Here is a 14,586-nt window from a genome sequence, read left to right as displayed (position 1 = left end):
GTTGTCGCCATGCCAATGGGACCGCATATAGACGCTCAGCGTAAGGAGTATCCGATGGCAGATAACGATTTTCCCGGCTGGCACGGCACCACGATCATTGGCGTCCGCAAGGGCGGTGAGGTGGTGATTGCCGGTGATGGCCAGGTTTCCATGGGCAACACCGTCATGAAGGGTACGGCACGCAAGGTCCGACGCCTGTCGCCGGGCGGCTATGACGTGGTTGCGGGCTTTGCCGGGTCGACCGCTGACGCCTTCACCCTGCTGGAACGGCTCGAAGCCAAGCTGGAGGCGACGCCGGGCCAGTTGCAGCGTGCCTCTGTCGAGCTGGCCAAGGATTGGCGCACAGACAAGTATCTGCAAAAGCTCGAAGCGATGCTGATCGTCAGTGACGGCAAGGACCTTCTGGTCATCACAGGCGCCGGTGACGTGCTGGAACCCGAGCATGACGTTGCGGCAATAGGATCGGGCGGAAATTACGCCCTCGCGGCCGCGCGCGGCCTGCTGGAAACCGATCTCGCCGCCGAGGATATCGCGCGAAAGGCCATGGCCATTGCCGCCGATATCTGCGTCTTCACCAACGGCAACCTGACCGTGGAGAAGATCGGTGGGTGAAACCACCTTCACCCATGACGATCTGCGTGCCGCCGTGGCCGCAGGCGCCTTGGACGAAGACCAGGCCGCCCGTGTCCTGACCTTTGCACAGGAGCGGGCCGGCACGCGCGCCGCGCTGGCCGCCGATGATGAACCGTTCGAGCTGTTTCGAGGTTTTTCCGAGATCTTCATCTCGGTCGGGCTCGGGTTGCTGTTCGGCGGCATGCTACCGCTGGCCCTGCTGATGGACCGCCCCGGCCTGATCCTGATCGTGTTCGCGGTCATCATCTTCTTGGCGGCGCGGTATTTCACACTGAAACGGCGGATGTCCCTGCCCTCCATCGTGCTGGTGACGGTCTATTCCTCCTGTGTGTTCGGCGCGGCGGCGGATTTGACGGGGCAATTTGATACGTCGCTGACCGGATCGACCTTCTGGGGCTTCATCCTGTGCGGGATCACTGCTGCGGCGTTGCTGCTGTGGTATCGCGTCTACCGACTGCCCTTCACGATGTTCCTGCTGGGCCTGACGGGGATCGCATTTGTCGCCATCGCGACCAAATCGCTGGTGCCCGTCACACTTGGCGCCCAGTTCACCGACCTGTTCGACCTGCGATCCGGGTACAACCTGGCGCTTGGAACGCTGATCTTCGGCATCGTCGCCTTCATCGCCGGCATGTGGTTCGACATGTCCGATCCGCATCGGCTGGGGCGCAGGGCGGCATCCGCCTTCTGGCTGCATCTGCTGGCGGCTCCGGCGCTGGTGAATACGGTCGCGATGACCTTCTACAACATGCAATCGGCGCTCGGGTACACGCTGCTGACCCTGTCGCTGCTGGTGATCGCCTTTCTCGCGCTGATCATCGACCGCCGCAGTTTCCTGACCGCCGGCATCGGCTACATGGCCGTTCTGCTGAGCCTGGTGATCCAGACCGCAGATGGCAGCACGATGTGGATGTGGATCCTGCTGATCCTCGGGCTGTTCGTGACCTATCTCGGCACGTTCTGGACCCGGATCCGTGGCAAGATCCTGCGCGCCCTGCCCGACTTTCCGGGCAAAACGAAACTTCCTCCCTATATGGACGCAACATGACCGATCTGACCCCCCGCGAAATCGTATCCGAGCTTGACCGGTTCATCATCGGACAGAAGGACGCCAAGCGTGCCGTAGCCGTTGCGCTGCGCTCGCGCTGGCGGCGTCGGCAGCTGGCCGACGATCTGCGCGACGAGGTGTTTCCCAAGAACATCCTGATGATCGGGCCGACCGGTGTCGGCAAAACGGAAATCTCTCGCCGCCTGGCCAAGCTGGCCCGCGCGCCCTTCATCAAGGTCGAGGCCACGAAGTTCACCGAGGTCGGCTATGTCGGCCGCGATGTCGAACAGATCGTGCGGGACCTGATGGACAGTTCCATCGCCATGACCCGTGAATACATGCGCGAGGACGTGAAGGCCTCGGCCCACAAGATGGCCGAGGATCGCGTGATCGAGGCGATTGCCGGTTCGGATGCGCGTGAAGGCACGCGGGAAATGTTCCGCAAGAAGCTTCGCAACGGGGAACTGGACGATACCGAGATCGAGCTGGAGGTCGCCGACAATTCCAACCCCATGGGCATGATGGACATCCCGGGCCAGCCGGGCAGCCAGATGGGGATGATGAACCTCAGCGATATCTTCGGTAAGGCGTTCGGCGGCCGCACCGTGAAACGCAAGATGCGCGTCGCGGAGAGCTATGAGCTGTTGATCGGCGAAGAGGCCGACAAACTGCTGGACGATGAAACCGTGAACCGCGCCGCGCTGAGCGCGGTCGAGGAAAACGGCATCGTGTTCTTGGACGAGATCGACAAGGTCTGTGCCCGGTCAGATGCGCGTGGCGCCGATGTCAGCCGCGAAGGCGTGCAGCGTGACCTGCTGCCGTTGATCGAGGGCACGACCGTGTCGACCAAGTACGGTCCGGTGAAAACCGATCACATACTTTTTATCGCCTCCGGCGCCTTCCACGTCGCCAAACCGTCGGATCTGCTGCCGGAATTGCAGGGTCGCCTGCCCATCCGGGTAGAACTGAAATCCCTGACGGAGGCCGATTTCGTTGCGATTCTCACCGAAACCGACAACGCGCTGACACGGCAATATACCGCGCTGATGGAAACTGAGGGCGTGAATGTCGAATTCACCGAGGATGGCATCGCCGCCCTGGCCAAGACCGCTGCAGAGGTGAACACATCGGTCGAGAATATCGGCGCACGGCGGCTTTACACGATCATGGAGCGGGTGTTCGAGGAACTGTCATTCCACGCCCCCGACCAAAGCGGCGAAACCATCAAGGTCGACGCGGATTTCGTCGAGAAGAATATCGGACAGCTCGCCGCCTCTGCCGATCTCAGCCGCTACGTGCTGTGATCGCGCCTAGCGTAACCGCTTGAGATACACGTAATAAGCACCCCCGCCGCCATGCCTGTCATGGGCGGGGGTGATTTGCAGGATCAGCTGCGACAGGGGCGGAACGCTCAGCCAGTGGGGCACCTGGTGACGCAGGATACCGCGCCGTATCGGGATCGGCCCGCCCTCGTCCCGGTCCTTCCCTTTGCCGGTGATGACCAGAACCAGCCGCTTGCCCTCGGAGGCGCAGCGCATGATGAAACCGTTCAACGCAGGATGCGCACGGTCCATGGTCATGCCGTGCAGGTCGATACGGGCCTCTGGCTTTACCTTGCCGCGCTTCAGCTTGGTATGGGTCTTGCGATCCATCCGGACAGGCGCATTGTGCAGGCGTTCGCTGACCGGCGGCAAAATATCGTGGCCCTGTGATTGTCCGTTGCCCGATTGGCCCACCTTGAACCGGGGCAGATCAACCTCGGCCTTCGGGGCGGGTTTGCGCGAAGGGCGCTTTTCCTGGCTCTCGATCTTGCGGGGCTGATGGTAGCGTTCGGCTGTGCTGGCGACCTTGTTCCACAGTTCGATTTCCTCGGGCTTCAACCTGCGGCTCATAGGTTATCCTCTGGCAGCATGGCATAGGCGCGCTGGATCGGCAGTAGCACGACAAGGCGACCGGGATCGCGAAGGCGGCCCGCCTCTCGACCAGCCTGATCGCCGCTGCCAAAGAAGATATCCGCCCGCTGCGGACCCTTGATGGCAGAGCCCGTATCCTGTGCGATCATCAGCCGGTTGATCGGGCCGTTTCCGCCTTTTTCGATCCAGACGGGCGCCCCAAGAGGTGTGAATTTCGGATCAACGGCAATGGATCGCCCGGCAGTGATCGACCGGTTCATTGCACCCGCGGGCCCTTCCTCGGCTGACAGAGTGTTCACGATACGGAAGAAGACGAAAGACGGGTTGTGCCGCAGCAGCTCCGCTCCGTCGATCGGGTTGCGCCGGACCCAGTTCTTGATGACCTGGGCCGACACCTGGTGCTTGTTATAGACACCGCGGCGGACAAGTTCCTGCCCGATGGAGCGGTAATCGTGGCCGTTCTTGCCGCCATAGCCCACGCGCATCACCCGCCCATCCTGAAGCCGTATTCGCCCAGAGCCTTGGATTTGCAGGAAAAACAGCTCTACCGGGTCGTCGACCCAGGCAATTTCCAATCCGCGGCCATTCAGAATTCCGGTGGTTTCGATATCACGACGGCTGACAAAGCGGCCATTCCGCGCCTCGGGCGGCAAGCGATAAAGCGGATAGCGGAAGCGGTCTGTCGGCGTCAGCGACCCTGACAATTCCGGTTCGAAATACCCGGTGAAGAGCGCCGGTTCGCCGTTTTCGATCATCACCGGGGTGAAGAACAACTCGAAGAAGGTGCGCGCATTGGTCTGCTGCGCGGCAACGGCGCAGATCGCCTCCCAATCGGGGGCTTTCAGATCACGGCAGGTGTTGAGAAAGGTATCGAGCGCGGCCTGGTGATCGTCTTCTTCCCAGCCCTCCAGATCCTCAAAACCGAAAATCTTGTAGGTGAGATCCGACGCCATCCCTGCACCCGGCAGGGTAAGGGCGGCCAGCAATGCTGCCAGCCGCGCCGCCTTCATTCGCCCGTGGCGACCAGTTGCCAATTGGGATCGTCGGAACCCAGCTTGCGGGCAAAGGTCCAGACATCCCTTTGGGTCTTGATCGCGTTCTGATCGCCTTCGATGATTTCACCCGCGCGATCGCGCACGGAATAGGTCAACTGACCCATGAAGCGAACGGTCAATTCGGCCTCCTGGGTTGCGTCATCCAGTTCGGCATCGACCAGGGACATTTCCTTGACCCCGACGAATTCTGCCTGGACGGTCAGGCCCTTGGCCTCCCGATCGTTCACGACAAAAGCAAAGCTTTCATAGACTTCGGGGGACAGGAACGGCTTGATATCGGCCATGTCACCCTTTTCGAAGCCCATCAGGATCATCTCGTAGGCGCCACGCGCCCCGCTGAGGAATTCCCCGACATTGAAGCTGGTTTCAAGTTGCTTCATCCGCGCCAGCGCACCCGCGGCGGGGCTGTCTTCGGGCACGTGATCAACGATATCCGGGTCCGGACCGCCTTCGATCACCTCGAAGGAATTGCGGCGATCGGGTGTTGCGGGCTCCGGCGTCGTGGAGCGAGGTTTCTCGAACCCCTCGCGTGTGCCCAGAACGCTTCTGAGACGAAGAATGAGGAATACGGCAATTCCGGCTAGGACCAGAAGTTGAAGGATAGGCGAGTTCATCAGTTCCCCTTTGGTTTCCGACCATGGAAACGGCGGCTGTTCGTTCTTATGTAGGTGACGGGTGGCGGTAAGTCTACCGCACCGCAGACGTGGGAGAATGACATGTGGTTGCTGTTGGCCTTCGTGGCCGTTCCGATGATTGAAATCGCCTTGTTTATTCAGGTCGGCGGCGTGATCGGACTTGGCTGGACCTTGCTGATCGTTCTGGCGACCGCCCTGCTGGGCACCTGGCTGGTCCGGACGCAGGGGGCGATGGCGATGAACAACATCCGCCGGTCCTTTTCCGAATTGTCCGACCCGACGGAGCCGCTGGCAGATGCCGCGATGATCCTTGTCGCCGGCGCGCTTCTGCTGACCCCGGGTTTCTTCACCGATGCGGTCGGTTTTGCCCTGCTGACGCCGCCGTTCCGGCGTGTGGCGTTCCTGTGGTTGCGGCGGAACGTCAAGGTTCAGTCGTTTTCTTCTACCTCGACGCGGACCGGGGCCGGTCCGCAGCGCGGCGCCCAACCGCACCCGTCCGACGACGTGATCGACGGCACCTACCAGGAAGTCGAACCGCCGAAAAAGCCAACGCATCATCCTTCGGGATGGACGAAGCATTGAGAGCGGCAGCGCATCCTGATAGACGCCATACCGATCAATATTCCTTTGGAGATTACGAATGGCCGAAACCGAGAATGGCGCAGCACCGACCGAGGCTGCTCCGCAAGTCAAACTGAATGTCTTGTCGCAATATGTGCGCGACATGTCCTTCGAGAACATCCTGGCCCAAAAGCCCGGGACCGGTTCCGTTCAGCCTGATGTGAAGGTGCAGGTGGCGCTCGACGCGAAGAAGCGCGAGCAGGAAAACCAGTACGAAGTGATGATGAAGCTCACGGTCAAGTCGGTTGCCAAGGAAACCGAAGACGCGCTGTTCATCATGGAGCTGGAATATGCCGGCCTGTTCCACATCGAAGGCGTGTCCGATGACCAGCTGCATCCGTTCCTGCTGATCGAATGCCCGCGGATGCTGTTCCCGTTCGTGCGCCGGATCGTCAGCGATGTAACCCGCGATGGTGGCTTCCCGCCGCTGAACCTGGAAAACATCGATTTCGTTCAGCTGTACCGCCAGGAACTGCAGCGCCGCGCCGCGGCCCAGCAAGCTCAGGCCTGATAGGTCTTCCAAAGCGCGCTGTCGCCCATCTTGCCGATGAATTCGGAATGGGCGGCGGCTTCTTCCTCTGTCAGGCGCGAGGGCAGGGGGGTCGGACGCGGCTTGGGCCGCCAATCCTCCACCTCGACCGAGGTATCGCGCGTTTGCCGCGTCGACAGGGCAAAGTCGGGCTGACGACCGCCGATCAGCTCCAGATACACTTCCGCGAGAATTTCACTATCGAGCAACGCGCCGTGCAGTGTCCGCGACGAGTTATCGATGCCGAACCGCCGACACAGGGCATCCAGTGACGCGGGCGAGCCGGGAAAGCGTTTGCGCGCGATCAACAGCGTATCGACCGCCTGATCGAACGGCAGTTGACGCAGGTTGAGCCAGCCAAGTTCGGCGTTCAGGAATTTCATGTCAAAGCTGGCATTGTGGATCACCAGCTTGTCATCGCGCACGAAATCCAGGAATCCCTGCGCGATATCCTTGAAGACCGGTTTGTCGGCCAGGAATTCATCGCCCAGCCCGTGCACCTCGAACGCCTCGTTCGGCATGGAGCGTTCGGGGTTGATGTAGACGTGATAGGTTTCGCCCGTCGGCATGTGGTTCAACAATTCCACCGCGCCGATTTCGACGATGCGGTCGCCCTGTTCCGGGTCAAAGCCTGTCGTTTCCGTATCGAGAACGATCTCACGCATTTTTTAGCTTTTTCCTGATTTCAGTGACAATTTCACGGACCTGGTCGCGCGCATGGTCCAGAGTATCGGTGATCACCACGTGATCTGCCAGAGCGCGTTTTTCGGCATCCGGCATCTGCTTAGCCTTGATCATCTCGAATTGGTCTTCGGTCATCGTGCCGCGTGCGAGTACGCGTTCGCGCTGCATTTCAGGCGGAACAGAAACACATACGGTCGTATCGACCATCTTGTGACCGCTGCCTTCGAACAGAAGCGGGATGTCCAGAACGACGATATCGGCGTCGGTGCCGGCGATAAAGCCCTGCCGATCTTCGGCAACGAGGGGATGTACGATCCCTTCGATGACACGCAGCGCTGATCCGTCCTTGGCGATCTCGGCCTTCAGGGTATCGCGGGACACCGCGCCATCGACGATCGCAGCCGGAAACGCGGCCTGCATGGGGGCAACGGCCGCGCCGCCCACGGAATAAAGCCGGTGAACGGCGGCATCGGCATCCCAGACGGCGCAGCCTTCTTCGGCGAACATCTTGGCCGTCGTGGATTTTCCCATCCCGATGGAGCCGGTCAGCCCGATCAACCAGCTCATGCCAGCACCGCCTGGCGGGTCGCCTCGGTCACGACGGGTTTCTGGCCGAACCACCGTTCGAAACCGGGAACCGCCTGGTACAGCAACATGCCCAGACCATCGACGGTCTGGCAGCCCGCAGCCTCGGCCGCATCAAGGAACGCGGTGCGCAGGGGAGTGTAGACGATATCGGTCACCAATTGCCCGCTGTGAAAACCATCAAGGTTGATCCGCATGTCTTCCTTTCCCGTCATACCGAGCGATGTGGTGTTCACCACGGTCGCGCCTTCCGCCAGCACGGCAGCAGCCTGGACCCATTCGACGACGCGGATTCGCTTGCCGAACTCCTCCGCCAGCGCATCGGCCTTGGAGCGGCTGCGGTTCGACAGGATGATCTGCGGCACCCCCGCATCAAGGAGCGATGCGATCACCGCGCGCGCCGCACCACCTGCGCCCAGAACCACCGCCGGCCCGGCAGATGCAGTCCAGTCCGGCACGGATTGGCGCAGGTTTTCGATAAAGCCGAAGCCATCGGTATTGTCGGCATGAATAGTGCCATCTTCACGGAAAATCAGCGTGTTGGCGGCCCCGATCAGGGTTGCGCGGTCCGTCACGATATGGGCCAGGGACATCACGCTGACCTTATGCGGGATCGTGACATTCACACCGACAAATCCCATCCTGGGCAGGGTACGAAGGACGGTTTCCAGATCATCATTGCCTACGTGCAGCGGAACGTAGTGACCCGGCAAATCGTATTGATCCAGCCAGTGGCGAAACAGGACCGGCGACCTGGAATAGGTGACCGGAGCGCCAACGACGCCGGCAAGCGGGATACGGGGAATCTCTGTACTCATGATGCGATTACTCCATGCGTGCCAAGATAGGACAGCAGGGGCAGCAAGGGCAGACCCAGGATGGAAAAGTAATCGCCGTCGATGCGCGAAAACAACCGTACACCTTCACGTTCGATCTGGTAGGCGCCGACGGAATAGCTGACCTCGGGCCAGGTCAGGTCGAGGTAACTGTCGATATAATCTGTTGAAAGCGCCCGCATGGTCAGTCGCGCCTCGCCGATGAAACGCCAGATCGGCTGTGCTTCGTGATAGATGACGGCCGCGGAATAGAGCTTGTGCGTCTTGCCCGACAGCTTTGCCAGCTGTGCAGCGGCGTCTTCCCGCGTCTCCGCCTTTGACAGAAGATCGCCTTCCAGTTCCAGAACCTGGTCGCATCCCAAAACGAAGGCATCGGGATTCTTACCCCCGACGCGCTGCGCCTTGGCCTCGGCCAGAGCGTCGGAAATATCGCGCGGGCGCACGCCCTCTGCCATCAGGGATTGCTTTATCATCTCCTCATCGACCGCGGCCTTGGCGGTGGTGAAGGGCACCCCGGCATTCGTCAAAAGCTCTGCGCGGATCGCGGAGCCGGAGGCAAGGATCAGATCGGGCATGTGGAAAAGTCCGGTAGAACGTTAGGGATTTGTTAAGGGTCGTTTCTGGAGAAACCGGTGAAGGCTTGCAAGCGTCCCGACTTCTCCCCGTTCTCCCATCCCATTCTTCGCGCTATCCCGCTGGGGGCTGGGATAAGTGTTCCGCTGGGGATGACAGGTCTCACCCCGGCACCTGACCCGGAAATCGTCCAGTCCTCATGAACAGGTTATGTCGATTACAACTGTCTGGAGAATAGAGGAAAATTCGAACAGCGTGAAAACAGGTCACGTTTCCTGCACATGTTCATCCACAAGCGGGACAGGTATGTGAAGAAGGGCAGGGGCAAGTGAATAATCCACTGGAACCGCTCTCCCTACATCAAACAACAACCTTTTCTTATATTTTATTAAAGAATAAGTGAGCAGTGCAGAGCGAGGCGCGATGACCGATATCCTGATCACTCTCTACCCCTGGACCAAGGCGTTTCACATCATGTCCGTGATCGCCTGGATGGCAGGTCTGTTCTATCTTCCCAGGCTCTACGTACATCACGTGGAACAAGCGAATAACGCGCAGATGGACGAAACGTTCCAGATGATGCAGAAAAAACTGCTCAAGCTGATCATGAACCCCGCCATGATCGCCACCTGGGTCTTCGGTCTGCTTCTGGTCTTCACCCCCGGGATCGTCGACTGGTCGCGGGTGTGGCCCTGGACCAAGGCGTTAAGTGTGCTTGGGATGACATGGTTCCATCATTGGCTGGCGTTGCGGCGCAAGGACCTTGAGAAGGGCACCAACACCGTGACAGGCCGTCGTTACCGAATGATGAACGAATTGCCGACGCTTCTGATGGTCATCATCGTGCTTTCGGTCGTCGTCAAATTCTGAGCTGGATTGACTTGCCGGGATCGGATCCCTAGATACCGCTGCCAAGCCGTCCGTCCGGGCGGAACGATTCCCCATATATAGACCGTGCGCCGCTTGCGGCCGGTTCCCGGAGTTTTCCATGACCACCGAACGTCTGAATCTGTCCGACCTGAAGGCGAAAAGCCCCAAGGACCTGCTGAACATGGCAGAAGAGCTGGAGATCGAGAACGCCTCGACCATGCGCAAGGGCGAGATGATGTTCCAGATTCTCCGCGAACGCGCGGATGAAGGCTGGGAGATCGGTGGCGACGGATCGCTGGAAGTGCTTCAGGACGGCTTTGGCTTCCTTCGCTCGCCCGAGGCGAACTACCTGCCCGGCCCGGATGACATCTATGTTTCGCCGGACATGATCCGCCAGTACTCGCTGCGCACCGGGGACACGATCGAAGGGCTGATGAAGGCGCCGGAAGAGAGCGAGCGTTATTTCGCCCTGACCACCGTCACCAAGATCAACTTTGAAGAGCCCGAGAAGGCCCGCCACAAGATCGCCTTCGACAACCTCACGCCGCTTTATCCGGACGAGCGCCTGAAGATGGAAATCGAGGATCCGACGATCAAGGATCGCTCGGCCCGGATCATCGACCTGGTCGCGCCGATCGGGAAGGGGCAGCGGTCGCTGATCGTGGCACCGCCGCGGACCGGTAAGACGGTCCTGCTGCAGAACATCGCCCACTCGATCGAGGCGAACCACCCGGAGTGCTACCTGATCGTCCTCCTGATCGACGAACGCCCCGAAGAGGTGACGGACATGCAGCGGTCTGTGAAGGGCGAGGTGATCTCGTCGACCTTCGACGAGCCTGCGACGCGTCACGTGGCCGTTTCGGAAATGGTGATCGAAAAAGCGAAGCGCCTTGTCGAACATAAGCGAGATGTTGTTATCCTTCTTGACTCGATCACAAGACTTGGTCGTGCCTTCAACACTGTGGTGCCATCCTCGGGTAAGGTGCTGACCGGTGGTGTGGACGCCAACGCCCTGCAACGGCCCAAGCGGTTCTTTGGTGCTGCGCGGAATATCGAAGAGGGCGGATCGCTGACCATCATCGCGACCGCGCTGATCGACACCGGCTCCCGTATGGACGAGGTCATCTTCGAAGAATTCAAGGGCACGGGTAACAGCGAAATCGTCCTGGATCGCAAGATCGCGGACAAGCGCGTCTACCCGGCGATGGACATCCTCAAGTCCGGTACGCGAAAAGAGGATCTGCTGGTCGACAAGGTGGACCTGCAGAAAACCTTCGTCCTGCGCCGTATCCTCAACCCGATGGGTACGACGGATGCGATCGAATTCCTGATTTCGAAGCTGAAGCAGACCAAGACCAACTCCGAATTCTTCGAGTCGATGAACGGCTAATTGCCGGGCCCTTGAGAGGGGGCGCTAATGGACACGATCTTCGCCCAAGCCACGGCGCCCGGCAAAGCTGGCGTCGCGATCATCCGTTTGTCGGGCCCGTCGTCCTGGCATGCGGTCGAGCGTTTGTGCGGATCGCGTCCCGAACCGCGGGTTGCCACGCTGAAGGTTCTGAAGGGGCCGGATGGGGTTCTGGATCAGGCGCTCGTTCTTATGTTTGAGCAGGGGGCGAGCTTCACGGGCGAAGAGGTCGCAGAGCTTCATCTGCATGGGTCCACCGCTGTGGTCAGCGCGGTGCTTCGCGTTCTATCACAGATGGAGGATCTGCGGGCGGCCGATGCGGGGGAATTCACCCGGCGTGCCCTCGAAAACGGATGTCTCGATCTTGCTCAGGTTGAAGGCCTCGCCGATCTGATCGATGCGGAGACAGAGGCCCAAAGGCGGCAAGCGCTGCGCGTTCTGTCCGGAGATCTTGGTGATCGGGCAGAGCTCTGGCGAACTGATCTGATCCGTGCCGCAGCCCTGATCGAAGCCACGATTGATTTCGCGGACGAAGAAGTGCCCGTCGACGTGACCCCCGAGGTGACCGAACTATTGGACCGTGTTCGCGATAGCCTGGCCCGAGAGATCGCAAATGTCGGATTCGCGGAACGCATCCGTACGGGGTTCGAGGTCGCGATCGTCGGCGTGCCGAATGTCGGTAAGTCCACACTGTTGAACGCATTGGCTGGCCGTGATGCCGCGATCACCTCTGATATAGCTGGCACGACGCGGGACGTGATCGAGGTGCGGATGGATCTTGGCGGCTTGCCCGTGACCATTCTGGATACGGCTGGGCTCCGCGAAACCGAAGATGTGGTCGAGGCAATCGGCGTCCAACGCGCACGCGAGCGGGCGCAACAGGCCGATCTTCGCGTCTTCCTTCTTGACCCAGGGGACAGCCCGGATTTCGAACCTCTTCCTGACGACCTCGTTCTGCAAGCAAAAGCGGATGAGGTAGGGGAGGGGCCCGACACGATTTCCGGTAAGACGGGGTTTGGCGTTTCGAAATTGGTATCGGACATCACCGAACGGCTCTCTGGACGGATCGCGCAATCGGGCGTCGCAACACGGGAACGGCACCGTATCGCGATGGAGCGCGCGGTGATGAATCTTGGCGATGCCCAAGACAAGATGGACCTCGGTCCGGAATTCGCCGAGTTCGCGGCAGAGGAAATGCGCACCGCTATTCGCGCGCTCGATTCTCTGGTAGGACGCGTGGATGTGGAAATGCTGCTGGATGATATCTTCTCCAGCTTTTGCATCGGCAAGTGAGGGGAATGTTTCACGTGAAACATTTTGATTTCGATACGGTCGTAATTGGTGGTGGGCATGCAGGCTGTGATGCGGCTGCGGCCTCTGCCCGCATGGGCGCCCGGACTGCGCTGATCACGTTGAAACGCGAAGGGATTGGCGTGATGTCCTGCAATCCCGCGATCGGCGGTTTGGGTAAAGGTCACCTCGTCCGAGAGATCGACGCACTTGATGGCGTGATGGGTCGGATCGCTGACCTGGCCGGTATTCAATTCAGGCTGCTGAACCGCCGCAAGGGTCCGGCCGTGCAAGGGCCGCGGGCCCAGGCAGATCGCAAGATCTATCGTACCCAGATGCTTGCCGAGATGGAAAATACGCCGAACCTAGAAATCGTTGAAGGCGAAGCCACGGACCTGATCATGCAGGATGGACGCGTCGCGGGCATCGTTCTTGCGGACGGATCAGAGGTTCATGCCCGCGCCGTCGTGCTGACCACCGGCACGTTCCTGCGCGGTGTCATTCACATCGGCGACGTCTCCCGTCCCGGGGGACGCATGGGCGACAAACCTTCGGTCAAGCTTGCGGAACGGATCGATTCCTTCGGTCTGCCTCTTGGTCGATTGAAGACAGGTACACCTCCACGTCTCGATGGACGAACGATCAAATGGTATTTGCTGGAATCGCAGCCTGGTGATGAGGAGCCGGTTCTGTTCTCGTTCCTGTCCAGCTCGGTTTCCGCACCACAAGTGTCCTGTGGTATCACGCATACCAACGAGAAAACGCACGAGATCATTCGTGCGAACCTCGAACGCTCGGCCATGTATGGCGGTCACATCGATGGGGTCGGGCCGCGCTATTGCCCATCCATCGAGGACAAGGTTGTCCGTTTCAGCGAGAAGTCCTCGCACCAGATCTTTCTGGAGCCCGAAGGGGCAGATGATCCGACGGTTTATCCCAACGGCATCTCGACCTCTCTGCCTGAGGATGTGCAGGAGGATTACGTTCGGTCGATCTACGGCTTGGAGGACGCCAAGATCATCCAGCCCGGCTATGCGATCGAATACGATTACGTCGATCCCCGTGCGCTCGATCTTCGCCTTGGGGTCAAGGATGTGCCCGGACTATTCCTCGCAGGGCAGATCAACGGCACCACTGGATATGAAGAGGCCGCTGCGCAAGGCTTGGTCGCCGGCTTGAATGCCGCAGCCGAAGCGCTGGATAAGGCGCCTGTCACTTTCGGACGGACGGACTCCTATATCGGCGTGATGATCGATGATCTGACCACTCGCGGTGTCACGGAACCCTACAGGATGTTCACGTCCCGCGCGGAATTCCGGCTCAGCCTTCGCGCGGACAATGCGGATCAGCGTCTTACACCCAAAGGGATCGAGGCTGGGTTTGTCGGCGATATTCGGAAAGAACGTTTCGAGGACAAGATGGAGCGTTTGACCGCTGGCAAGAATCTCATGGAATCGATGGACTTTACGCCGAAGGATGTTGCATCGCTTGGCATCAAGATCAGCAATGATGGGGCGCGACGGACTCCGTACCAGCTGTTGTCCTTTCCGGATGTGACCTTTGATACAGTGCTTTCGTTGGATGACAGGCTCTCCGATATTGATCCAGATACGCGGGTCCAACTGTCGCGCGATGCGCTGTACGCGAATTACATCGCGCGGCAAGAACGGGATGTCGAAGCGGTTAAACGGGACGAAGCACACGTGATCCCCGCGGACTTCTCTTTCGATGGGTTGGACGGTTTGTCGAACGAGCTGAAGGCCAAGTTGAACAGACAGCGCCCGGCGAACCTGGCTCAAGCAGCAAAGGTCGAAGGTATGACCCCGGTGGCGCTGACCCTGCTGCTTGCACGCCTTCGGAAAGAAATGCGCGAGAAATCGGCGTGAGTGGGGAGGGGATCGCCGGT

Annotated in this window: 16 protein-coding genes; 9 read left to right on the top strand and 7 right to left on the bottom strand. The window is 60.0% G+C overall.

The genetic code is table 11. From position 1 onward, the window contains the following. The first annotated feature begins 54 nt into the window (after positions 1-54). Genes hslV through hslU form a run of 3 tightly spaced genes read left to right on the top strand, consistent with a single transcriptional unit; the run spans position 55 to position 2,985 of the window. The gene (gene hslV, locus ATO9_RS19595) at positions 55-612 is read left to right on the top strand and encodes an ATP-dependent protease subunit HslV (protein WP_043753405.1); all 558 of its coding nucleotides are present in this window, start codon (positions 55-57) and stop codon (positions 610-612) included. Next, positions 605-1,681, top strand: coding sequence for a hypothetical protein (locus ATO9_RS19590; protein WP_043753403.1), 1,077 nt, complete (start codon positions 605-607; stop codon positions 1,679-1,681). Before hslV ends, ATO9_RS19590 begins: the two co-directional genes overlap by 8 nt. Then, positions 1,678-2,985 (top strand): ATP-dependent protease ATPase subunit HslU, encoded by a 1,308-nt coding sequence (gene hslU, locus ATO9_RS19585; protein ID WP_043753401.1) that lies wholly within the window; start codon positions 1,678-1,680, stop codon positions 2,983-2,985. The genes ATO9_RS19590 and hslU overlap by 4 nt, the downstream gene beginning before the upstream one ends. A gap of 6 nt (positions 2,986-2,991) precedes the next feature. On the opposite strand, the gene ATO9_RS19580 is transcribed toward hslU, so the two are convergent. From ATO9_RS19580 to ATO9_RS19570, 3 genes are read right to left on the bottom strand one after another with little or no spacing between them, the layout of a single operon-like run. Beyond that, positions 2,992-3,573, bottom strand: a complete 582-nt coding sequence (locus tag ATO9_RS19580) for a Smr/MutS family protein (protein ID WP_043753399.1) — start codon at positions 3,571-3,573, stop codon at positions 2,992-2,994. Continuing rightward, entirely contained in the window at positions 3,570-4,604 is a 1,035-nt protein-coding gene (gene mltA / locus ATO9_RS19575; RefSeq protein ID WP_043753397.1) for a murein transglycosylase A, read from the bottom strand. Before mltA ends, ATO9_RS19580 begins: the two co-directional genes overlap by 4 nt. Beyond that, a complete protein-coding gene (locus ATO9_RS19570) occupies positions 4,601-5,263 on the bottom strand; it encodes a Tim44/TimA family putative adaptor protein (protein WP_043753395.1) in 663 nt (220 codons plus the stop codon). The genes mltA and ATO9_RS19570 overlap by 4 nt, the downstream gene beginning before the upstream one ends. A gap of 102 nt (positions 5,264-5,365) precedes the next feature. On the opposite strand from ATO9_RS19570, the gene ATO9_RS19565 reads away from it, so the two are divergent. Then, positions 5,366-5,866: an FxsA family protein gene (locus ATO9_RS19565; RefSeq protein ID WP_043753393.1), complete on the top strand. Its 501-nt coding sequence runs from the start codon at positions 5,366-5,368 to the stop codon at positions 5,864-5,866. 58 nt (positions 5,867-5,924) lie between these two features. Next, positions 5,925-6,416 carry a protein-export chaperone SecB gene (gene secB / locus ATO9_RS19560; protein WP_043753391.1) on the top strand — a complete coding sequence of 164 codons (492 nt, stop codon included), beginning with the start codon at positions 5,925-5,927 and terminating at the stop codon, positions 6,414-6,416. On the opposite strand, the gene dnaQ is transcribed toward secB, so the two are convergent. Genes dnaQ through ATO9_RS19540 form a run of 4 tightly spaced genes read right to left on the bottom strand, consistent with a single transcriptional unit; the run spans position 6,407 to position 9,114 of the window. Further along, complete coding sequence (gene dnaQ / locus ATO9_RS19555) at positions 6,407-7,099, bottom strand: DNA polymerase III subunit epsilon (protein ID WP_043753389.1); 693 nt, start codon at positions 7,097-7,099, stop codon at positions 6,407-6,409. The two genes, secB and dnaQ, sit on opposite strands and share 10 nt — an antisense overlap. After that, the gene (gene coaE, locus ATO9_RS19550) at positions 7,092-7,685 is read right to left on the bottom strand and encodes a dephospho-CoA kinase (RefSeq protein ID WP_043753388.1); all 594 of its coding nucleotides are present in this window, start codon (positions 7,683-7,685) and stop codon (positions 7,092-7,094) included. The genes dnaQ and coaE overlap by 8 nt, the downstream gene beginning before the upstream one ends. Continuing rightward, positions 7,682-8,521 (bottom strand): shikimate dehydrogenase, encoded by an 840-nt coding sequence (locus ATO9_RS19545; protein ID WP_043753386.1) that lies wholly within the window; start codon positions 8,519-8,521, stop codon positions 7,682-7,684. The genes coaE and ATO9_RS19545 overlap by 4 nt, the downstream gene beginning before the upstream one ends. After that, positions 8,518-9,114, bottom strand: a complete 597-nt coding sequence (locus ATO9_RS19540) for a Maf family protein (protein ID WP_043753384.1) — start codon at positions 9,112-9,114, stop codon at positions 8,518-8,520. The genes ATO9_RS19545 and ATO9_RS19540 overlap by 4 nt, the downstream gene beginning before the upstream one ends. 421 nt (positions 9,115-9,535) lie before the next feature. On the opposite strand from ATO9_RS19540, the gene hemJ reads away from it, so the two are divergent. From hemJ to mnmG, 4 genes are all read left to right on the top strand, one after another. Beyond that, on the top strand, positions 9,536-9,982 hold the full coding sequence (hemJ, locus tag ATO9_RS19535) for a protoporphyrinogen oxidase HemJ (RefSeq protein ID WP_043753382.1): 447 nt from the start codon (positions 9,536-9,538) through the stop codon (positions 9,980-9,982). Positions 9,983-10,100: 118 nt separating this feature from the next. Beyond that, positions 10,101-11,372 (top strand): transcription termination factor Rho, encoded by a 1,272-nt coding sequence (rho, locus tag ATO9_RS19530; RefSeq protein WP_043753380.1) that lies wholly within the window; start codon positions 10,101-10,103, stop codon positions 11,370-11,372. 27 nt (positions 11,373-11,399) lie between these two features. Next, complete coding sequence (gene mnmE, locus ATO9_RS19525; protein ID WP_043753378.1) at positions 11,400-12,683, top strand: tRNA uridine-5-carboxymethylaminomethyl(34) synthesis GTPase MnmE; 1,284 nt, start codon at positions 11,400-11,402, stop codon at positions 12,681-12,683. 5 nt (positions 12,684-12,688) lie between these two features. After that, positions 12,689-14,566: a tRNA uridine-5-carboxymethylaminomethyl(34) synthesis enzyme MnmG gene (mnmG, locus tag ATO9_RS19520; protein WP_202902165.1), complete on the top strand. Its 1,878-nt coding sequence runs from the start codon at positions 12,689-12,691 to the stop codon at positions 14,564-14,566. Positions 14,567-14,586: the final 20 nt, after the last annotated feature.

Source organism: Pseudooceanicola atlanticus, assembly GCF_000768315.1.
Lineage (GTDB): Bacteria > Pseudomonadota > Alphaproteobacteria > Rhodobacterales > Rhodobacteraceae > Pseudooceanicola > Pseudooceanicola atlanticus.
The sequence above is the reverse complement of the archived record's forward strand: the minus strand, read 5'-3'. Positions and strand labels throughout refer to the sequence as shown.